The 20061-nt window shown below is 72.1% G+C and carries 18 protein-coding genes; 8 read left to right on the forward strand and 10 right to left on the reverse strand.

The features are described from left to right. Window positions 1–34 precede the first annotated feature (34 nt). Both ASF23_RS17840 and ASF23_RS09770 read left to right on the forward strand, forming a co-directional pair. Complete coding sequence (locus ASF23_RS17840; RefSeq protein ID WP_082474055.1) at window positions 35–205, forward strand: DUF3117 domain-containing protein; 171 nt, start codon at window positions 35–37, stop codon at window positions 203–205. 164 nt (window positions 206–369) lie between these two features. Further along, complete coding sequence (locus tag ASF23_RS09770) at window positions 370–1101, forward strand: AAA family ATPase (protein ID WP_156364435.1); 732 nt, start codon at window positions 370–372, stop codon at window positions 1099–1101. A gap of 97 nt (window positions 1102–1198) precedes the next feature. Here ASF23_RS09770 and ASF23_RS09775 read toward each other — a convergent pair whose 3' ends face one another. Continuing rightward, entirely contained in the window at window positions 1199–1831 is a 633-nt protein-coding gene (locus ASF23_RS09775) for an O-methyltransferase (RefSeq protein WP_055952404.1), read from the reverse strand. 62 nt (window positions 1832–1893) lie between these two features. Here ASF23_RS09775 and ASF23_RS09780 point away from each other — a divergent pair, with 62 nt between their 5' ends. Beyond that, window positions 1894–2265: a twin-arginine translocase TatA/TatE family subunit gene (locus ASF23_RS09780; protein ID WP_055952407.1), complete on the forward strand. Its 372-nt coding sequence runs from the start codon at window positions 1894–1896 to the stop codon at window positions 2263–2265. 111 nt (window positions 2266–2376) lie between these two features. Here the strand turns inward: ASF23_RS09780 and ASF23_RS09785 are convergent, their stop codons facing one another. From ASF23_RS09785 to ASF23_RS09795, 3 genes are read right to left on the reverse strand one after another with little or no spacing between them, the layout of a single operon-like run. After that, window positions 2377–3552, reverse strand: coding sequence for an Mrp/NBP35 family ATP-binding protein (locus ASF23_RS09785; RefSeq protein ID WP_055952410.1), 1176 nt, complete (start codon window positions 3550–3552; stop codon window positions 2377–2379). Continuing rightward, window positions 3545–4165, reverse strand: a complete 621-nt coding sequence (locus ASF23_RS09790; RefSeq protein ID WP_055952413.1) for a DUF1003 domain-containing protein — start codon at window positions 4163–4165, stop codon at window positions 3545–3547. Before ASF23_RS09790 ends, ASF23_RS09785 begins: the two co-directional genes overlap by 8 nt. Next, entirely contained in the window at window positions 4152–5477 is a 1326-nt protein-coding gene (locus tag ASF23_RS09795; protein WP_055952416.1) for a magnesium transporter MgtE N-terminal domain-containing protein, read from the reverse strand. Before ASF23_RS09795 ends, ASF23_RS09790 begins: the two co-directional genes overlap by 14 nt. 91 nt (window positions 5478–5568) lie before the next feature. Between ASF23_RS09795 and ASF23_RS09800 the strand changes: the two genes are divergently transcribed. Further along, window positions 5569–6486 carry a general stress protein gene (locus ASF23_RS09800; protein ID WP_055952419.1) on the forward strand — a complete coding sequence of 306 codons (918 nt, stop codon included), beginning with the start codon at window positions 5569–5571 and terminating at the stop codon, window positions 6484–6486. Between the two features lie 96 nt (window positions 6487–6582). Here the strand turns inward: ASF23_RS09800 and ASF23_RS09805 are convergent, their stop codons facing one another. The 3 genes from ASF23_RS09805 to ASF23_RS09815 form a co-directional block, all read right to left on the reverse strand. Continuing rightward, window positions 6583–7056 (reverse strand): GNAT family N-acetyltransferase, encoded by a 474-nt coding sequence (locus ASF23_RS09805; protein ID WP_055952422.1) that lies wholly within the window; start codon window positions 7054–7056, stop codon window positions 6583–6585. Window positions 7057–7063: 7 nt separating this feature from the next. After that, window positions 7064–7540, reverse strand: a complete 477-nt coding sequence (locus tag ASF23_RS09810) for a GNAT family N-acetyltransferase (RefSeq protein WP_235510849.1) — start codon at window positions 7538–7540, stop codon at window positions 7064–7066. A gap of 102 nt (window positions 7541–7642) precedes the next feature. Next, window positions 7643–9130, reverse strand: a complete 1488-nt coding sequence (locus tag ASF23_RS09815) for an aminopeptidase P family protein (RefSeq protein ID WP_055952425.1) — start codon at window positions 9128–9130, stop codon at window positions 7643–7645. A gap of 115 nt (window positions 9131–9245) precedes the next feature. On the opposite strand from ASF23_RS09815, the gene ASF23_RS09820 reads away from it, so the two are divergent. Continuing rightward, window positions 9246–10121 carry a PHP domain-containing protein gene (locus tag ASF23_RS09820; RefSeq protein WP_442855021.1) on the forward strand — a complete coding sequence of 292 codons (876 nt, stop codon included), beginning with the start codon at window positions 9246–9248 and terminating at the stop codon, window positions 10119–10121. 190 nt (window positions 10122–10311) lie between these two features. Here ASF23_RS09820 and ASF23_RS09825 read toward each other — a convergent pair whose 3' ends face one another. Continuing rightward, window positions 10312–11841: a DEAD/DEAH box helicase gene (locus ASF23_RS09825; protein ID WP_055952439.1), complete on the reverse strand. Its 1530-nt coding sequence runs from the start codon at window positions 11839–11841 to the stop codon at window positions 10312–10314. A gap of 86 nt (window positions 11842–11927) precedes the next feature. Between ASF23_RS09825 and ASF23_RS09830 the strand changes: the two genes are divergently transcribed. Then, entirely contained in the window at window positions 11928–12641 is a 714-nt protein-coding gene (locus ASF23_RS09830; RefSeq protein WP_235510850.1) for a ferritin-like fold-containing protein, read from the forward strand. Window positions 12642–12707: 66 nt separating this feature from the next. Here ASF23_RS09830 and ASF23_RS09835 read toward each other — a convergent pair whose 3' ends face one another. Together ASF23_RS09835 and ASF23_RS09840 are read right to left on the reverse strand one after the other, a co-directional pair. Beyond that, window positions 12708–13013, reverse strand: coding sequence for a hypothetical protein (locus ASF23_RS09835; protein WP_055952441.1), 306 nt, complete (start codon window positions 13011–13013; stop codon window positions 12708–12710). A 10-nt stretch (window positions 13014–13023) separates the two neighbouring features. Beyond that, the gene (locus tag ASF23_RS09840; RefSeq protein WP_055952443.1) at window positions 13024–13248 is read right to left on the reverse strand and encodes a DUF3107 domain-containing protein; all 225 of its coding nucleotides are present in this window, start codon (window positions 13246–13248) and stop codon (window positions 13024–13026) included. 121 nt (window positions 13249–13369) lie between these two features. Between ASF23_RS09840 and ASF23_RS09845 the strand changes: the two genes are divergently transcribed. Together ASF23_RS09845 and ASF23_RS09850 are read left to right on the forward strand one after the other, a co-directional pair. Continuing rightward, entirely contained in the window at window positions 13370–16657 is a 3288-nt protein-coding gene (locus tag ASF23_RS09845; RefSeq protein ID WP_162236746.1) for an ATP-dependent helicase, read from the forward strand. After that, window positions 16654–19932: an ATP-dependent DNA helicase gene (locus ASF23_RS09850; RefSeq protein ID WP_055953212.1), complete on the forward strand. Its 3279-nt coding sequence runs from the start codon at window positions 16654–16656 to the stop codon at window positions 19930–19932. The genes ASF23_RS09845 and ASF23_RS09850 overlap by 4 nt, the downstream gene beginning before the upstream one ends. Window positions 19933–20061: the final 129 nt, after the last annotated feature.

Raw genomic sequence — 20061 nt, forward strand, 5'->3', positions numbered from 1 at the left:
GTCCGGCATGTAACTGCACGAAAGGGGACATCTGATGGCAGCCATGAAGCCGAGGACCGGTGACGGGCCGATGGAGGCTGTTAAGGAGGGTCGACTCATCATCGTGCGGGTTCCGCTCGAAGGTGGAGGCCGCCTGGTGGTCTCGGTCAACGACGCCGAGGCCAAGGAACTCCACGACGCACTCGCCGCGGTCGTCTCGGCCTAGCCGATCCGATCGCTGCGGTCGTCGCAGCAACCGCAACACCCAGCAGCAACCAGCAGCAACCAGCAGCAGACGAACGGCCCGGGTCCGATACCCGGGCCGTTCGTCGTTCCGGGTCCGGTCGTGCCGCACTCGCGGCGGTGTCCGCGCAGCGGCATGATGGACCGGTGCGCGCACCCCGACCGATCCGTCATGTCGGCGCCCTGGACGCGGCTCGGGACGGATCGACGTTCGACCACGATCGATGGCCGGGCACCCTGGCGCCGGTCCGGCAGCTCCTCGGCGCCGGACTCGACCTCGACCGGATGACGATCCTCGTCGGCGACAACGGTGCCGGCAAGTCCACCGTGGTCGAGGCGATCGCCATGGCGTACGGCCTCGGTGCCGAGGGCGGCTCGACCGGCGCGATGCACGCCACCCGACACTCGGAGTCGGTCCTCGGCGACCACCTCCGACTCGTCCGCGACCCGGGGGCCGTCCGGAACGGGACGTTCCTCCGTGCGGAGACGATGCACGGGTTCTTCACGTACCTGGAGCAGAACCCCGGCGGGCGGCCCGAGCCGGTGTTCCACGAACGGAGCCACGGCGAGTCGTTCCTCGACTTCGTGATGGACCGTTCGACCTGGCCCGGCCTGTGGATCCTGGACGAGCCGGAGTCGGCGCTGTCGTTCTCCGGCTGCCTGGCGCTCATCGGTCTGATGCAGGACATCCTCGCCGACAGCCGCACCCAGATCCTGCTGTCGACACATTCGCCGATCCTGGCGTCGTTCCCCGGTGCGACGATCCACGAGGTCGGCGACTGGGGCATCCGGCGCTCGGACTACGACGACCTCGACCTCGTCCGGAACTGGCGTGCGTTCCTGGCGTCTCCGGAACGGTACCTGCGGCACCTGGGGTGAGCCGCGCCTCCAGTCCGATGGATCGGCACCGGATCGAGGACTCGACGGGACCGCCGGACGGGAGGCCCGGATCACCCCCGACGCGACGCGAGCGTCGCTAGACGGTCACCTTGGTCATCTGCAGCAGCCCGTCGCCCGCGGGGGAGAGGGCGCTCCGCACCGCGCCGGAGGTGGAGACCTCGGTCAGGAGCGTCCGGAAGTCCGTCGCGGCCCGGTCGCGCTTCGTGGGGTCGGCGACGCGCCCCTTCCACAGGGCGTGCGGGACGAGGACGGTCCCGCCGATGCGCGCGAGTCGCAGTCCGTGCTCGACGTACTCGATGACGTGCTCCGGATCGGCGTCGACGAGGACGACGTCGTAGGACGCCTCGTTCATCCGGGGGAGCACCTGCGCGGCACGGCCGGGGATCAACCGGATCCGACCCGGCGCGGTCCCCGCGGCGATGAAGGCGTCGCGTGCCGACTGCTGGTGGTCGACCTCGACGTCGATCGTCGTGAGCGTGGCGTCGGGTGCGCCTGCGAGCAGGTACAGCCCGGACACGCCGAGACCGGTTCCGATCTCGATCATGCTCGTGGCACGGGACGCGGCAGCGATCACGCTGATCTGCGCACCGATCGCCGGCGACACGGCGGCCACCCCGAGTTCGAGGCTGTGTTCACGCGCTCGCGCAACGACCTCGGGCTCGGAGACCAGGTCCTCCGCGAACTTCCAGTTCGACTCTTTCTCTGACACGCACACTCCTCGTCGGTCAACCTTACGGGTGGGTTCGGGGGGAAAGCGGCTACCCTCGTTCCGTGTTCGAAAACTTCGACAAGATCCTGGTCATCGGGATCATTGCCGTGCTCCTGCTCGGACCGAAGCGACTCCCCGTGTACGCGCAGAAGCTCGCGCAGTTCATCAAGATGCTCCGCGGCATGGCGGACACGGCGAAGTCCCGCATGCGCGAGGAGATGGGTCCGGACTTCGACGACGTCGACTGGCAGAAGCTCGATCCGCGGCAGTACGACCCGCGCCGGATCATCCGCGACGCCCTGCTGACCGACGCCACCACGAACGACCGTGCTGACGCGACGCCGACCGTCAAGCCGCAGTCGGTCCGGGCAACCCCGCCCGTGGTGACGCTCGCCGCGGGGGAGTCCGCCCCGTACGACGCCGAGGCCACGTAGCCCCTCCGTAAAACACCGCTCTCCGACCGAAACACCGTGCTCGAGGGCGGTGTTTCGCCGTGGGAGCGGTGTCTCGACGATCGAACAGGCTGCGGGGCAGGGGCGGGGGGACTAGCGGACGCCGAGGTTCAGCTTCCGGCCCGCGAGACCCCGACCCATCGCCACGAGCCGGTCCGCGATCGCCGACAGCGCGACGGCCGCGACGTCCGACGGGTCGCCGACGACGACCGGCACGCCGGAGTCCCCACCGGTCCGGAGCGCCACGGACAGCGGCACGCTCCCGAGCACCGGCACCGGGTCGACCTCCGGGGCGCCGACGGACAGCCGTCGCGCAGTCTCGACACCACCGCCAGACCCGAAGAGCTCGAGCACGGACCCGTCGGGCTGCACGAGCCCCGCCATGTTCTCGATCACGCCGATCACCCGCTGCCCGGTCTGTCGCGCGACGACCCCGCTCCGCTCCGCGACGTCCGCCGCAGCTGCCTGCGGGGTGGTCACGACGAGGACCTCGGCGTGCGGCAGGAGCTGTCCGACCGAGATCGCGACGTCCCCGGTGCCCGGCGGCAGATCAAGGAGCAGGACGTCGAGGTCACCGAAGAACACGTCGGTGAGGAACTGGTTGATCGTGCGGTGCAGCATCGGCCCACGCCAGGCGACGGCGGTCGAGGGATCGTCGACGAACATCCCGATGGACACGACCTTCACGTCGTGGGCCACGGGAGGCAGGATCATCTGCCCGACGCGGGTGGGCCGTGCTGCCCGGCCGGAGTCGTCCGTCAGCCCGATGAGCCCCGGCACGCTGAACCCGTGTACGTCGGCGTCGACGATGCCGACACGCAGACCCCGTCGCGCGAGCGCCACCGCGAGGTTCACCGTGATGGTCGACTTGCCGACGCCGCCCTTGCCGCTCGTCACCGCGATCACCCGCGTCAGCGAGTCCGGGGTGAACTGCACGCCGTTCGGTCGTCCGGCGCGGAGTCGTTCGGTGAGTGCGGTCCTGGTCTCCGGGCTCATCACGGACACGTCGACGTCGACGTCCGTCACACCGGGCACCGAGGAGGCTGCCGCCAGCACGTCGGCCTCGATCGTGGACGCAGCCGGGCACCCGACGATCGTGAGCTGCAGATCGACGCGCACCGCGCCTCCCGGCTGTGCCTCGACCCCGCGCACCATGTCGAGTTCGGTGATCGGACGATGGATCTCCGGGTCGATCACGCGCGCGAGCGCGACGAGGACGGCACGCGCGAGCGCGTCCCCGGACCGGTCTGGAGGCACGGCGTCAGCCATGCAGACCGGTGGGCGCCGCCTCCTGCGCGTCCTTGGCGGCGTCGTCCGCGGCGTCGCTCCGCTCGGTGGCCGCGGTGAGCGCTGCCTCCTCGTCGCGCCGGTCGAGCTCCTCGAGGAGTGACCGGAGCTCGGCACGGATGAAGTCCTTCGACGCCATGTCCCGGACCGCGAGGCGGAGTGCGACGACCTCGCGGGCGAGGTACTCGGTGTCGGCGAGGTTCCGCTCGGCACGCTGGCGGTCCTGCTCGAACTGCACGCGGTCACGGTCGTCCTGGCGGTTCTGCGCGAGGAGGATCAGCGGCGCGGCGTACGAGGCCTGGAGCGAGAGGATCAGCGTCAGCGCCGTGAAGCCGATCGCGGCGGAGTCGAAGCGCCAGTGCTGCGGCGCGACGGTGTTGAACACCATCCAGACCACACAGAACAGCGTCAGTCCGATGAGGAACCAGGGCGTGCCCATCCCGCGCGCGATGCCCTCGGTCGCCCGCCCGAACGTGTCGCGGCTCTGGCGGCCCCGACGGCTCGGGAGGACGCTGGTGCGCATGCCCTTCGGCGAGTCGAGCCGGTTCGCGGTCCGGTCGGAGCGGTCGGAGCGTGTGTTGTCAGCGGGAGCCATTCGTCGTCCTCCTCCCGGTGGTCACCGGAGGTCTGCGAGTTCGCGTGCGTGGTCTGGAGGCCGGGCCGTTGTCGGGCCCGCCCTGACTTCGCCAGTCATCCGGCAGGATGTGGTCGAGGACGTCGTCGATTGTCACCACCCCGACGAGTCGCTGGGCGTCGTCGACGACCGGCACGGACACGAGGTTGTACGTCGCCATCACCCGGGTGACCTCGGCGGCACTCGCGTCGGCGCGGACGGGTTCGAGCTGGGTGTCGATGAGGGTGCCGAGGCGTTCGTTCGGCGGGTAGCGGAGCATCCGCTGGAAGTGCACGAACCCGAGGAACCGGCCGGTCGGCGGCTCGTACGGGGGCAGGGTGACGCAGACGGCGGCGCCGAGCGCGGGGGCGAGCTCGTGCCGACGGATGAGCGCGAGCCCCTCGGCGACGGTGGCGTCCGCGGAGACGATCACGGGTTCGGTCGTCATCAGACCGCCGGCGGTGTCCGGGTCGAACTCCAGGAGCATCCGGACGTCCTGGGCCTCCTCCGGCTCCATGAGCTGCAGGAGGGCCTCGCTCCGCTCCGAGGAGAGCTGCGCGAGGACGTCGGCGGCGTCGTCGGGCTGCATCTGGTCGAGGACGTCGGCGGCACGGGCGTCCTCGAGACCGGACAGGATCTCGATCGACTCCTGCTCGGGCATCTCCTCGAGCACGTCGGCGAGCCGGTCGTCGGGGAGTTCGCCCGCGACCTCGATGCGCCGCTCGACGGGCAGGTCGAGGAGCGTCGATGCGAGGTCGGCGGGCAGCAGGTCGGAGTACGCGGCGATGACGTGCTCGGCGGACTGGGACTCTCCGGGGAGGGTGTCCTCCTCGGTCACCTCGGCCCACGTCGCGAACGTCGTCGGACCCTTGCCGAACGGGGACGGCGTCGTCTTGGGCTTCCGGAGGAACAGTTGCGAGACGTCCCACGCACCCTGCCCGGAGCTCTCGATGGCGACGTCCTCGATGGTCGCCCGGATGCGGTCGCGGGTGATCAGGACCCGTCGGCCGAGCATCTCGGCGATGACACGGACCTCGCCGCCCCGCTGCTCGAACCGACGCACGTTCACCAGACCGGTCGTGATGACCTGGCCGGCGCCGATCGACGTGATCCGCCCGACGGAGACGAAGATGCGGCGTTTGCCGGGGACCTCGACGATGAGACCCACGACCGTCGGCGAGCCCGAGTTCCGGTAGACGACCAGCACGTCGCGCACCTTGCCGACGCGGTCGCCCGCGGGGTCGAAGACGGAGCACCCGGCCAGTCGGGCTACGAATACCTTCGTGGCGCTCACCCGTCCAGCGTAGCCGTCCCGGGCGCTGCCGTGGTCGCCGCGGACAGCGCGCTCCCGTCGTTTCCCAAGCGGCGACGAGGATACTCGCCGTGTGAGCACTCAGAGCCCGTACGGCCGGACCAATGCCGCCTTCCCGTCGCTGCCCCGCGGAGACGTCCTCGGCACCTACGAGACCTACCCCGAGGCGCAGCGGGTCGTCGCGAAGCTCGCGGAGTCGGACTTCCCGGTGAAGCAGGTCGCGATCGTCGGCAACGACCTGAAGACCGTCGAGCGGGTGACGGGCAAGCTGACCTACGGCCGGGCGGCCATCGCCGGTGCGCTCAGCGGGCTCTGGCTCGGCATCTTCTTCGGCATCGTCCTGACGCTGTTCTCACGCGGGGCGTCGGGCGGGACGATCATCGCCGCCGCGATCATCGGTGCGGCCTTCGGGATGCTCTACGGCGTCGTGAGCTTCTCGATCACGAAGCGCCAGCGGGACTTCACGAGCGTCCACCAGGTGCTCGCGACGAACTACCAGATCGTCGTCGACCCGCAGCTCACCGGTCGGGCGCAGCAGATCCTCGGCGCCGCGTCCGAGGGGTGGACCCCGCAGCAGCCCCAGCCGACGCAGCACACGCAGCCGTGGTCACCGCCGCAGGGGCCGGGCCAGGGCCAGGGCCAGCAGCGCCCGTACCAGCCGCCGCAGCAGCCGCAGCAGCCGCAGCAGCAGCCGCCGCGTCAGCAGCTCCCGCCGCAGCAGCGCCCTCCGCAGCCTCCGCAGCAGCGGCCGACCTACTCCGGCCCGCAGTACGGCGCGCCGGCCTCCGAGGGCGAGCGTCGTCCGGAGCCCCGGCACGACCAGCCGCCGTACGGGCAGCGGACCGAGCGGCCGCGGTACGGCGAGAACGCCCCGCAGACACCGCCGAGGCAGGCGCCGCAGCCGAAGCCGGACACCGCGGACGAGCGCACCGAGCAGGACAGCACCGAGAAGCACGGCACCGAGAAGGACAGCCGCGAGCAGACGGACTGATCGGACGCGGACTGGAGGCGCGGTGCCAGCTGGTGCCGCGCCTCCCGTCCGTCCGTGGTCGCGGAGGCGACCGAGCGGTCCTGCGGGACCGCTCGCTTACAGGACCTTCGCGAAGCAGATCGAGAGCGGGTTGGCGGCGTACGGGCCGAACGGCGCGATGCGGATGAAGCCCTCGCGCTCGGAGAACCGGATCGCGCCGGTCTGCTGGATGCCGGTCTCGTGCACGATCGCCGGTGCACCGAACTCGCTCGCGGCCTCCTCGAGCGCGCGGAGGAGCGCGGCACCGACACCAGCACCGCGGGCTTCCGACCGCACGAACATCCGGCGGACCTCGAGCACACCGTCGGCCACCGCGACGAGCGCACCGCAGCCGAGTGGCACACCGTCTGCGTCACGCGCGACGACGTTCACGACCGCCGAGTCCGTCGTCAGCGGTGCGCCGTGGTCCGGGTAGCCGTGGTAGAGCGCGTCGACCTCGAGCCGCGCGACGGCACGGAGACGGACGGAGTCCGGGGAGTCGAACGGCTCGGCCTCGATCGAGACGACGCCGTTCTCGGCGGTGTCGGGCATGCGGGTCTCAGAGGATCTTGGAGTAGCAGACCGAGAGCGGAGCGCCCCGGTACGGACCGAAGTTCGCGATCCGCGTGAACCCCTCGCGCTCGTAGAACGCGATCGCACGACGCTGTTCGGTGCCGGTCTCGAGGACGACCGCGGGGGAGCCGAGCTCCCGAGCGCTCTCCTCGAGCTGCCGGAGGATCGCCGTGGCGACGCCGATGCCGCGGGCCTCGGACCGGACGTACATGCGCTTGATCTCGACGATGCCGTCCTCGATCTCGCGCAGTCCGCCGCAGCCGAGGGGTGTGCCGGCGGCATCACGCGCCAGGAAGAACGCCGTGATGGACTCCGCCGTCGGCTTCTCGCCCGGCTCGGTGTCGCGGCCGTAGGTGCTGTCGATCTCGATGCGCTGTGCTGCGCGGAGGCGCTGGGCGTCGGGCGCGTCGAACGGCTCGGCCGAGATGATGCAGGCCAGCGGATCGGGGATGGACGACGTCACGTCGAGCAGGCTACCGCGCACACCGCGTGATCCGGCTGTTCTACACCCGAAGGTGGGGGTTCCTCGGGTGTTGGCGCGGTATCCGGCCGTCGGTCGCCGTGCTCAGGACCGTGCGATCCAGGCCTCGACGTCGGAGGCGGTGCGGGGGATGCCGACGGACAGGTTCTCGGCACCGTCCTCGGTCACCAGGATGTCGTCCTCGATCCGGACGCCGATGCCGCGGAACTCCTCGGGGACGGTCAGGTCGTCGGCCTGGAAGTACAGTCCGGGCTCGATCGTGAACACCATGCCCGCCTCGACGACACCGTCGATGTAGAGCTCCCGGCGGGCCTTCGCGCAGTCGTGCACGTCGAGTCCGAGGTGGTGGCTCGTGCCGTGCACCATGTAGCGGCGGTGGTACTGCGCATCCGGCTGCAGCGACTCCTCGGCCGACACCGGCAGGAACCCCCACTCGGCGGTCTTCCGCGCGATCACCTGCATCGCCGTCGCGTGGACCTCGCGGAAGGTGATCCCGGGCTTCACGATCGCGAACGCCGCGTCGGCTGCCTCGAGCACCGCGTCGTACACGAGGCGCTGGATGTCGTCGAACGTCCCGCTGACCGGGAGCGTCCGGGTGATGTCGGCGGTGTACAACGAGTCGACCTCGACCCCGGCGTCGATCAGGATCAGGTCGCCGGGCTGCACGGCGCCGTCGTTGCGGGTCCAGTGCAGGATGCACGCGTGGGAGCCCGACGCGGCGATGGTGTCGTACCCGACCGTGTTGCCGTCGGCGCGGGCACGGCGGTTGAAGGTGCCCTCGACGATGCGCTCGCCGCGCGGGTGGGCGAGGACCTGGTCGAAGTCCGCGATCACGTCGGCGAACCCGTGGCCGGTCGCCGCGACCGCACGGCGGATCTCGTTGATCTCGTAGGCGTCCTTGACGAGGCGGATCTCGCTGAGGTCCCGTGCGAGGGCGTCGTCCGTCGCCGGCACGCCGTCCTGCTCGGCGACACCGCCGACCAGCGCACCGACGCGGGTGTCGATCGACTCGGTGAACGTCGGGTCGGCGTCGCGGACCAGGAGCGCGTCGGAGCCGAGCGCGTCCGCGACCACCGCGAACTCGCCGAGGTCGGCCGTCGCGATGCCGAGGTCGGCGGCGACCTCGTCGAGGGACGGGCGCGGCCCGACCCAGAACTCGCCGATCTCCGGGTTCGCGTAGAACTCCTCGGAGTCCCGGCCGGCGCTCGCGCGGAAGTAGAGCGTGGCGTCGTGGCCGCTGCCCCCGGCCGACGGGGCGAGGACGAGGACGGAGCCGACGACCGCGTCGGTGCCCCACCCGGTCAGGTGCGCGAACGCGGAGTGCGCGCGGAACGGGTAGTCGCAGTCGTTGGACCGGACCTTCGCCTGGCCTGCCGGGACGACGAGGGTCACACCGGGGTGCAGCGCGGAGATGCGCGCACGGCGCTCGGCGGCGAACGCTGCCTGCTCGCGTGCGGCGGGCGTGGAACGGGCACGGTCGGCCCACTGGGAACCGATGAAGTCCTTGAAGGTGCTCGACCCGGGGGTCGTGGAACGGTTGCTCGTCGCGCGGGGTGCAGGAGTCTCGGCCATGCAGGACATCATCCCACTGTGTGTCTCGGCGTGCGCGGGGTGCGAGGTGGGCGACGCGTGCGGTGACCGGCCGGAGGGCGCCGGTGTCGCCCTTGGTCTGGATAGCATGGTCTCCGTGCCAGACCACCTGATCGACCTGCACACGCACTCGAGCGTGTCCGACGGCACCGAGCGGCCCGCGGACCTGGTGCGAGCGGCGGCCACGGCCGGGCTCGACGTCGTGGCGCTCACCGACCACGACACCACCGCGGGCTGGGACGAGGCGACCGAGGCGGCGACTGCACTCCCGCTGACGCTGGTGCCCGGCCTCGAGCTGTCGACGCGCATCGGTCCGCGGAGTGTCCACATGCTCGGCTACCTGGTGGACCCCGACGACGCCGCCCTCGCCGCCGAGACGGCCCGGATCCGCGACGACCGGCTGTCCCGCGCGGAGCGGATGGTCGAGCGCATCGGCCGCGACCACCCGCTGACGTGGGCGGACGTCCTGGCGCAGGCTCGGCCGGGTGCGACGATCGGACGGCCGCACATCGCCGACGCACTGGTCGTCGCCGGGCTCGAGCCCGATCGCAGCGCTGCGTTCCGCGGGATCCTGCACCCGGCCGCCGGGTACTACGAGCCGCACGACGCCCCGTCGCCCCTCCGCGGGGTCGAACTCATCCGGAACGCCGGGGGAGTGCCGGTGATCGCGCACCCCGCGGCCTCGACGCGTGGCATCGTCATCGACGAGCGGGCGTTGGCCGACCTGGTCGAGGCCGGGCTCGGCGGGCTCGAGGTCGACCACCGCGAGAACCTCACGCACGGCAAGCGGGTCCTGCTCGAGTGGGCGGACCGCTTCGGGCTGTTCGTCACCGGGTCGAGCGACTACCACGGCACCGGCAAGCCGAACCGGCTCGGGGAGCATCGGACCGGCGCGGGTGCGCTCCGCGAGATCGTGGCCCAGGCCACGGGGTCGTCCCCGGTCGTCGGCGAGGGTGCCCGCCAGGTCCTCTGACCGCCCGGCCCTGGCCCCGGCCCCGTCTCGGTCGCTGAGAGGTCACATCTGAGACGCCTCGCCCGTCGATGCGGCGCAGATGCGACCTCTCGAGCGGCTGACCTTCGGACCCGCGTCGCGCGAACTCCGCGGACGACGAACGCCCCGCGCGGTCCGGAGACTGCGCAGGGCGTTCTGCGTGTCGCGGGAGCTACTCGGCCGTGGGGGCCGATGCCTCGGGGGCGCCGCCACCGCCGCCACGACGGCGCCGACGCCGACGACGCGGAGCGCCCTCGGTGCCCTCGGGTGCGTCCGTGGTCGTCACCGGGCCGGAGGTGCCGGGCTCGACCGACTCGGAACGGCCGGCCGACGTCGTGTCGGAACCCGTGCCTCCAGTCCGACCGCCGCGTGAGCGCGAGCGGCCGTCACCGGACCGGCCTTCGCCGGACCGAGCCTCACCGGACCTCCCCTCGGAACGGCCTTCGGACCGACCGCCGGAGCGGCCACCGTCACGCGGCGGACGCTCCGTGCGCGGAGCAGCCGCCGCGTGCGCGGACGCACCGGGCAGGCGACCCTTGGTGCCCACCGGGATGTCGAGGTCGGAGTACAGGTGCGGGCTCGAGGAGTAGGTCTCCGTCGGCTCCGGCTGCCCGAAGTCGAGCCCCTTGTTGATGAGCGACCACTTGTGCAGGTCGTCCCAGTCCACGAAGGTGACCGCGATGCCGGTCTTGCCCGCGCGACCGGTCCGGCCGGCACGGTGCAGGTACGTGTCCGGGTCGTCCGGGATCGTGTGGTTGATCACGTGCGTCACGTCGTCGACGTCGATGCCGCGGGCGGCGACGTCGGTCGCGATGAGGACGTCCTTCTTGCCGGCCTTGAACGCCGCCATCGCCCGCTCACGCTGCTCCTGGTTGAGGTCGCCGTGCACCGCCGCGGTGTTGAACCCGCGGTCGTGCAGCTCCTCGGAGATCCGGGCCGCAGCACGCTTGGTGCGCGTGAAGATCACGGTCTTGCCGCGACCCTCGGCCTGCAGGATCCGCGCGATGACCTCGTCCTTGTCGAGCGAGTGCGCGCGGTAGATCACGTGCTTGATGTTCGCCTGCGTCAGACCCTCGTCGGGGTTCGATGCCCGGATGTGGATCGGGCGCGACATGAACCGACGGGCCAGTGCCACGATCGGGGCCGGCATCGTCGCGGAGAACAGCATCGTGTGGCGGATGGCCGGCACGGACTGGAAGATCCGCTCGATGTCCGAGAGGAACCCGAGGTCGAGCATCTTGTCGGCCTCGTCGAGGACGATCTCCTGCACGTGCGACAGGTCGAGGATGTGCTGGCGGTGCAGGTCGATGAGGCGACCCGGCGTGCCGACGACGATCTGCGCGCCGTCCTTGAGCTGCTCGATCTGGCCCTCGTACGCCTTGCCGCCGTAGATGGAGGCGAGCTTCGTTGGGCGGTTCGAGGCCGCGAGGACGAGGTCCTCGAAGACCTGCACCGCGAGCTCACGCGTCGGCACGACCACGAGGGCCTTGACGCCGGGCTCCGGATCGAGCCCGAGGCGCTGGATGATGGGGAGGCCGAAGCCGAGCGTCTTGCCCGTTCCGGTCTTGGCCTGGCCGATGATGTCCTGGCCGGTGAGTGCGAGCGGGATGGTCTGCGTCTGGATCGGGAAGGGCTCGATGATGCCCTTCGTCGCGAGCGCATCGACCATGTCCTGCTCGATGTTGAGGTCTGAGAAAGTCAAGTGTTTCGCCCTGTTCGTTGTCGGGGAGTCCGTTCAGTCTACCGGTGGCGTGATTTCGCCTGACCACGGCCCTCTATGCTGGTGCCGTGGTGTCGTTGTGGAACCGGAGACGCGCGCGTCTCGCGGCGAACTGGCTGGCGTCGAGGACGACTCGCGCCAAGGTGCCGGTCGAGCGACTGCAGCTCGACGACGTGTCACCCGAACTGACCGTCTACCTCGGTCAGGCCGCCTACCTCCAGCTCTCGCTGTACGAGGCCATGGGGCGTGCGGGGTCCTCCGCGCCGACGATGTCCGGCCGTCTCGTCACCGGGGTGCTCGCCACGACCGCGCTCGACCGGCACCGTGCGATCGTCGCCGAGATCACCCGGTCGCACCACGATCCCGCGGAGCTCATGGAGCCCCACCGCGAGGCGATCGACGCGTTCCTGCACCGGACCGCGGGAGCGGACTGGTTCGAGTCGATCCTCACCGGCTACGTCACCGCCGGGATCCTGAACGACCTGTTCGCGTCGCTCGCACGGTCGCTCCCCGCCGATGTACGCGGTCGTCTGAAGAACGTGTTCGACGCGCGCGAGGAGCCTGCCGTCGTCGAGGAACTGACGGCGGACATCGCGCGCGAGCCGCTCGTCGCGTCGCGGCTGGCGATGTGGGGACGTCGGCTCGTGGGAGACACCCTGCTCGTCGGCCGGTCGGCACTCGCCTCGCACGCCCGTGAGGACGAGGAGCGCCTCGAGCCGGTGTTCACCGAGCTGATCGCGGCACACACGCGTCGCATGGACGCGCTCGGTCTGACGGCCTAGCGCTGATCGTCCTGGTCGCGGCGGTCAGGCCGCTTCGGTCAGGGCGTGGCGGTCAGGCCGCGGCGGTCAGGCCGCGTCGGTCGTCGGCTTCGCGGCGACGCGGTAGAACTGCTCGTCCGCACGGACTCGGCGCGGACCGGTGATCCACTCGACGACGACCGCGACGACCGCGGCACCGACGAGCGCGACGATCCAGATCCAGGTGTCGCCGTATCCCCATCCAGCCCAGGTCAGCGCCTCCCACAGCACCGCGGCGGCGATCCCGCCGAGCGCGGGCCCGACGAGGGTCCCGCGAACGGCTCGCCACGGCATGACCACGTGTGCGATCGCGCCGACGACGATGCCGCCGAGCACGACGAAGAGCAGCTCCATGCCGGTCAGCTCAGGCGACGAAGCCGATGCGGCGCGACTCCTCGGAGCCGACCTCGACGTAGGCGAGCGACGTGACGGGGACGATGAACCGACGGCCCTTGTCGTCCTGCAGTGCGATGTGCGTGGCCTTGGCGGACAGGGCGTCAGCGACGGCCTGCTCGATCTCGGCTGCCGTCTGCTTGGTCTCGAACGCGATCTCGCGCGGGCTGTTGGTGATGCCGATCTTGATGTCCACGTGCTCACCATATCCGAGCGGCACGTGCGGGGCCGCGCCGTTCACTGTGGGCGCACACCGCGTCCCGCAGCGCGCGCGCGGGGGCGGTGCGGTGTCGGTCCCCGCCGGTACCGTGGCGGTCGTGCCGCAGCCCAGATCGACGTCCGCTCCCTCGCGCGGTGCGCGGTTCCGATCGGAACGGCGGCCGGAACGGGGCGGTGCCGCCACCCGGCTCGCGCCCGACGCCGGTACCGATGATCTGACTGGAGGGCCGTGGTCGCGTGCACTTGCCACGGATCCCTCGCAGGATGCGGTGCTCGCGCTGCCGGACGTCGGGAGCGCGTCGGTGATCGGCGCGCCCGGGTCCGGCAAGACGAGCGTGCTGAGCCGACTCGTGGCCGCGCGGCTCGCGCGCCCCGGGGCGGTCACCCCGGACGGCTTCTGCACCGTCGTCGCGCTCACGTCGTCGCGCCCCGCCGCCACCGCGCTCCGTGACCGCCTCGCTGCGGTCGTCGGTCGGGTGACGCCGGGGGCCCTCGCGCGCACCGTCAACTCCCTGGCGTTCGCGGTCGTCACACACGCCGCGGCGGTCGCGGGCGACGAACCGCCGACCCTGCTCACCGGCGGCGAGCAGGACGCGATCCTCGCGGACCTGCTGGCCGGGGCCGACGGCGACCTCGTCGACGACGCAACGGGTCCCGAGCACTCGCACCGTCCCTCCTGGCCGGATCCGATCTCGTCCGCGGTCCGTGAGCGCGCGGGGTTCCGGACGGCGCTCCGCGACGTCATGATGCGGGCGACGGCGGCCGGCGTCGAACCGGACCGCATGCGGGAGCTCGCGGCGCTCCGCGACCGACCGGGGTGGGCGGCCGTCGGCGACCTCGTCGACGAGTACCGCGCGGCGCTGACGTCGTACCGATCGACGAGCCTCGACGCCGCGGAGCTCGTGGCGTTCGCGACGGCGGCGATCGAGCGCGGGGACGTCCCGCCGGCGGTCGCGGCGCTCCGGCTCGTGGTGGTCGACGACGCCCAGGAACTCGTCGAGGGCGAGATCGCCCTGCTCGGGGCGCTCGCCAGGTCCGGCGTCCAGGTCGTCGCGTTCGGTGACCCCGACATCGCATCGAGTGCGTTCCGCGGCGCGGAGCCCGACGTCCTCGGACGTCTCGCCCCACGCCTCGGACTGCCGTCCGTCCACCGGTTCGTGCTCGGGACGGTGCACCGGCACCCCGCGTCGATCCGTGCGCTGGTCAACGGCGTCACGGCGCGGATCGGCACCGCTGCGGCCGGGCGACAGCGCGCGGCCGCAGCGTCCGAGGCCGACGGACGCGCGGACGCCGTCGTGCACCTCGAGGCGCCCAGCAGATCAGCCCTCGTCCAGGCCGTGGCCAGACGTCTCCGAGAGCACCACCTGCTCGACGGTGTCCCGTGGCACCGCATGGTCGTCGTCACCCGGAGCGGCGGCGCCATCCCGGAGCTCGTCCGATCGCTCTCCGTGGCAGAGGTCCCCGCGACCGCGGGCGCTGCTCCCGCCCGGGTCCGCGACGACCTCGCAGCCCGGTCGCTGATCGACGCGGCCGCCGTCGCCCTCGGCGTGCAGCCGCTCGACGCCGCACTCGCGACGTCGTTCGTCACCGGACCCCTCGGTGGACTCGACACGCTGGCCGTCCGTCGGCTCCGTCTGGCGATGCGACGCGAGGAGCTCGCCGCGGGGGGCACCAGGTCCGCCGACGAGCTGCTCGTCGAGGCGCTCTCCGGCCCGAACCGGTTCGCGAGCATCGACGCCGGGTTCGCACGCCGTGCGGGGCGTCTCGCCCAGAGCCTCGAGACCGCGCGGCACGACGCCGCGGCGGACGCGACCATCGAGGAGCTCCTCTGGGGCATCTGGGAGCGGAGTGGTCTCGCCAGGACCTGGGGCGCGCAGTCGTCGGCCGGCGGGGTCGGCGCTGCGGAGGCGGATCGGCACCTCGACGCGGTCGTCGGGCTCTTCACGGCCGCCAAGCGGTTCGTGGAGCGGACCCCGGACGCACCGGCGCGGGTGTTCGTCGACGACGTCATGGAGTCCGACCTGCCCGAGGACTCGATCGGCCCCGACCGGACCGCCGGACGCGTGCGGGTCGCCACGCCGCTCGCGACGATCGGTGTCGAGTGCGACGTCGTCGTCGTGCTCGGGCTCCAGGACGGCGTCTGGCCGAACACCAGGGTCCGCGGCAGTCTGCTCGACCCGGACGGTCTGGTGCGCGCGGCCGCCGGCATCGAGCAGACGCCGATCGACGAGCGCACCGCCGTCGTCGCGGATGAACTCCGGCTCTTCGCGCGGGCGGTCTCGCGGGCGACCACCCAGGTCGTCGTCGGCAGCATCGCGAACGACGACGAGTCGCCGTCGCCGTTCCTCCGCCTCGTGCCCGTCGACCCGGACCGCGCGCCGTCCGGACACCCGCTGTCACTCCGGGGGATGGCCGGGTCGCTCCGTCGCCGCGTGGTGACGAACGGAGACCACGAGGCCGCGTCAGCGCTCGCCAGGCTCGCCGCAGCGGACGTCCCCGGGGCGGCACCCGACGAGTGGTACGGCCTCGTCGAGCCCTCCACCGTCGCCCCGCTCGTCGACCTGGCGGCCGAGCCGTCCGTCCCGGCGTGGGCAGCCGACGACCCGGACGCCGAGCCCGTGCCGCCGACCGTCTCGGTCTCGCCGTCACGGATCGGCGCGTACGAGGAGTGTCCGCTGCACTGGTTCGTCCAGACGTTCGGTGGTGGATCGCCGAGCCCCGCGATGGGCATCGGCACGATCGTGCACGGTGTGATGGAGCACGCGACGGCGATCGACGTCGAGTCGCTCTGGACAGGGGTCGAGGCCAGGTGGTCCGAGCTGACCTTCGAGTCCGACTGGATCGCCGAGCGCGAGCGGGCGCGGACCCGCCGGATGATCGAGGGGCTGAGCGACTACCTCCGTGCGTTCGCGAGCGCGGGGAAACGGGTCCTCGGTGCCGAGAGCACCTTCGTCCTGGTGTCCGGTCCCGCGCGCATGCGGGGGAGCATCGACCGCGTCGAGGTCGACGACGCCGGGCGACTCAGCGTCGTCGACCTGAAGACCGGTGCGGGCATGCCGAGCCAGCGGGACATGGCGGAGCACGCGCAGCTCGGGGCGTACCAGCTGGCGCTCGAGGTCGGCGCGGTCGACGGGGTGCCCGCCGACGCCGAGGTGGGCGACGCCAAGCTCGTGTTCGTCGCGAACCCCAAGGGCGGACTCGGCTACACCGAGCGCGTGCAGGACGCGTACGACGACGATGCCAGGGACGCCTACCGTGCACGGCTGCACGACGTGGCTGCGGGCATGGCCGGTCGGACCTTCGTGGCGAACGTCGACGACCACTGCGACCGGGCGCGGTCCGGGGTCGAGTGCCGCATCCACGTTGTGGGGGAGGTGACGTGGTGAGCGACGCGAGCGATCCGACCGACGCAGCCCCGGGCCTCCCGTCCGATGCGGGCGCGTCGCGCCACAGCGCTGATCCGGGCGCGTCGCGCCACAGCGCGGACGCGATCGCCGACGCCCTCGGACGCCCGCGCCCGACCGCGCAGCAGCGCGCCGTCATCGAGTCCCCGCTCGCGCCGGCGCTGGTCGTCGCCGGTGCCGGGAGCGGCAAGACGGAGACCATGGCCTCGAGGGTCGTGTGGCTGCTCGCGAACCGGTTCGTCCGCCCGGACGAGGTCCTCGGGCTGACCTTCACCCGCAAGGCGGCGGGCGAGCTCGGTGTCCGCGTGAACGACCGCATCGCGGCGCTCGAGGAGGCCGGGATCATCGAGCCCGCCGATGCGTTCGAGGCCCCGACGGTGTCCACCTACAACGCCTTCGCGAACGCCGTGTTCCGCGAGAACGCGCTGCTCGTCGGCCGCGACGGCGAGTCGCAGGTGCTCACCGAGCCCTCCGCCTGGCAGCTGGCACGCCGCGTGGTCGTGGCGGCGCACGATGACCGGCTCTCGGGCCTCGACAAGAACGTCGACACGGTGACGGCGGCCCTGGTCGCGCTCAACGGTGTGATGAGCGAGCACCTCGTCGACCCGGACCGGCTCCGACGCTTCGCGGAGGACTTCGCGGGGACGCTCGAGCTGCCGGGGAACCGGGGCAAGCCGTACGCGGCGATCGTCAGGGCGGTGCAGGCCGTGTCCGGGCTCGGACCGCTCATCGACCTCGTCGGGGAGTTCCGACGCCAGAAGGTCGAGCGCGGCTTCGTGGAGTTCTCCGACCAGGTCGCCCTCGCCCTGCAGGCGGCCGACGCGGCGCCCCGGGTGATCGACGACCTCCGAGCGCGGTACCGCGTGGTGCTCCTCGACGAGTACCAGGACACCTCGGTGGTCCAGACGCGCTTCCTCGCGCAGCTGTTCGCCGGCCACCCGGTGATGGCGGTCGGCGACCCGCACCAGTCGATCTACGGGTTCCGCGGCGCGTCCGCGGCGAACCTCGGACGGTTCCCTCTGGACTTCGGCACGCCGCCCGGTGCGACGGTCGCCTCCGGCGCCGTGGGTTCCTACGCGCTGTCCACGAGCTGGCGGAACCCGGTCGACGTCCTCACCGGCGCGAACGCGATCGTCGCGCCGCTCACCGCGGCGTCGAGCGTGCCGGTCGAGCAGCTCGCGCCACGGCCGGGGGCGGACGCGGGGTCGGTGACCGCGATCTACCCGGAGACACTGCCCGAGGAGGCGGTCGGTGTCGCGGTCTGGTTCGAGGAGCACCGCGCGGCGAACCCGGGGTCGTCGATGGCGCTGCTCCTCCGCGCCCGGAAGGACCTCACGGCGTTCACCGCGGCGCTCACCGCCAGGGACGTCCCCTTCCACGTCCTCGGCACCGGTGGACTCCTGCAGCGACCCGAGATCGTGGACCTCGTCGCGGCACTCCGGGTGCTCCACGACCCTGCCGCGGGCAACGACCTCATCCGGCTGCTCGCCGGCGCGCGGTGGCGCATCGGCCCGGCCGACGTCGTCGCCCTGCAGCAGGTGTCCCGCTGGCTGTTCGACCGCGACCACACCCAGGCGAGGCTCGACGAGGACATCACCGGCGCCTTCCGCGCGTCGGTCGCCGCCGGCGAGCACGGCTCGCTCGTCGACGCTCTCGACTTCGTCGCCGCGGCACCGGACGAGCACGGTGCGCTCGAGGGGATCAGCCTGGAGGGTCGTGCCAGGATGCGCGCGCTCGGCACCTCCCTGCAGGGGTTGCGTGCGCGTGCCGGGGGCGACCTCGTCGACTTCGTGACGCTCGTCGTGCAGGAGATGCGGCTCGACGTCGAGGTCGCCGCGCACGAGAACGGCAGCGCCGCCTACCTCGACGCCTTCCTCGACGAACTCGCCGGCTTCGTGTCGACCGACGACCGTGCGGACCTCGGGTCGTTCCTCGGGTGGATCGACGCCGCATCCCGCCGCGACGACATGGGCCCCCGGTCGGAGGAACCGGAGGCCGGAACGGTGCAGATCCTCACGATCCACGGCTCCAAGGGCCTCGAGTGGGATGCCGTCGCGGTCCCGCGGATGGTCGAGGGCGGGCTGCCGTCCCGTCCGCAGGAGGGATCGATGGGCTGGCTCGGGTTCGGGCGGCTGCCGTACGACTTCCGCGGGGACGCCGAGGAGCTGCCCCGACTGCAGTGGCGTGGTGCGGAGACCCAGAAGGAGGTGGTCGACGCGATCGAGGACTACAAGGAGCTCGTCGGCCGAAGCAACCTCGACGAGGAACGTCGGCTCACCTACGTCGCGCTGACCCGGGCCCGTCGGTCCCTCCTGGTGTCCGGGTCGTACTGGGGGTCGGGGAGCCGGCCGACCGAGCCGAGCCGCTACCTCGCGGACCTCGTGGCGGCCGGTGTCGTGGACGGTGCCGCGATCCCGGCATCGACGGAGTTCGAGACGAACCCGCTCAGCGAGTCCGGCGCGACGATGCCGTGGCCGCACGTGCCGTTCACCGAGCGCGGGCGCCGTGTGACCGCGGCGGCGGAACGGGTCCGGAACGCCAACCCCGGGGCCGCCGGTCGCTACGCGGCGGACATCGACCTGCTGCTCGCCGAGCGGACGGCCGCCCAGCACGGTCGTCACGTCGTCGACCTGCCGCACCGCATCGCGGCGTCCGGGTTCAAGGACTACCTGACCGCACCGGGCAAGGTGGCGGAGCGACTCCGGCGACCGATGCCCGAGCGGCCCTACCGTGCGACCCGTCTCGGCACGCTGTTCCACCAGTGGGTCGAGCGCCGAGCTGCGCCCGGTGGGGCCCTCGAGGCACTCGACGCGTGGGACGGTGAGCTCGACCTCGACCCGGAGGAGTCTGCGGTCGCCGCGGCCACGGACGACGACGCCCGGCGCCTGGCGGAGCTCCAGACGACCTTCGCCCGGTCGCGGTGGGCGGAGCGGACCCCGGTCGAGGTCGAGCGCGAGATCCACATCCCGTTCCGCGGCCACAGCGTCGTCTGCAAGCTCGACGCGGTGTACGAGATCGACGGCCGCATCGAGATCGTCGACTGGAAGACGGGCAAGGCTCCGCGGGACGACGCCGACCTGCTCGAACGACAGTTGCAGCTCGCGCTCTACCGGGTCGCGTACGCGGAGTTCACCGGCACGGACGTCGCGGACGTCGACGCGGTGTTCTACTTCGTGGCGGACGACGTCGAGATCCGCCCGTCGCACCTGCTCGACCGCGCGGGGCTCGAGCAGGCCTGGGCCGAGGCGGTCGGCTGACCGTTCCGCGCCCCGATCCGCGACCCGCGCGGCCCGTGACCCGCGCGGCCCGTGACCCGCGCGGCCCGTGACCCGCGCGGCCCGTGACCCGCGCGGCCCGTGACCAGCGGGACGGGCTTGGCGGGGCCG

It is taken from the genome of Curtobacterium sp. Leaf261 (genome assembly GCF_001422205.1).
Lineage (GTDB): Bacteria > Actinomycetota > Actinomycetes > Actinomycetales > Microbacteriaceae > Curtobacterium.

What these genes read in the sequence shown, in the direction of transcription:
- ASF23_RS17840 (WP_082474055.1), top strand. Translation starts at nt 35, where the DNA reads ATGGCAGCCATGAAGCCGAGGACCGGTGACGGGCCGATGGAGGCTGTT.
- ASF23_RS09785 (WP_055952410.1), bottom strand. Translation starts at nt 3,552, where the DNA reads ATGGCTGACGCCGTGCCTCCAGACCGGTCCGGGGACGCGCTCGCGCGT.
- ASF23_RS09790 (WP_055952413.1), bottom strand. Translation starts at nt 4,165, where the DNA reads ATGGCTCCCGCTGACAACACACGCTCCGACCGCTCCGACCGGACCGCG.
- ASF23_RS09805 (WP_055952422.1), bottom strand. Translation starts at nt 7,056, where the DNA reads ATGCCCGACACCGCCGAGAACGGCGTCGTCTCGATCGAGGCCGAGCCG.
- ASF23_RS09815 (WP_055952425.1), bottom strand. Translation starts at nt 9,130, where the DNA reads ATGGCCGAGACTCCTGCACCCCGCGCGACGAGCAACCGTTCCACGACC.
- ASF23_RS09835 (WP_055952441.1), bottom strand. Translation starts at nt 13,013, where the DNA reads ATGGAGCTGCTCTTCGTCGTGCTCGGCGGCATCGTCGTCGGCGCGATC.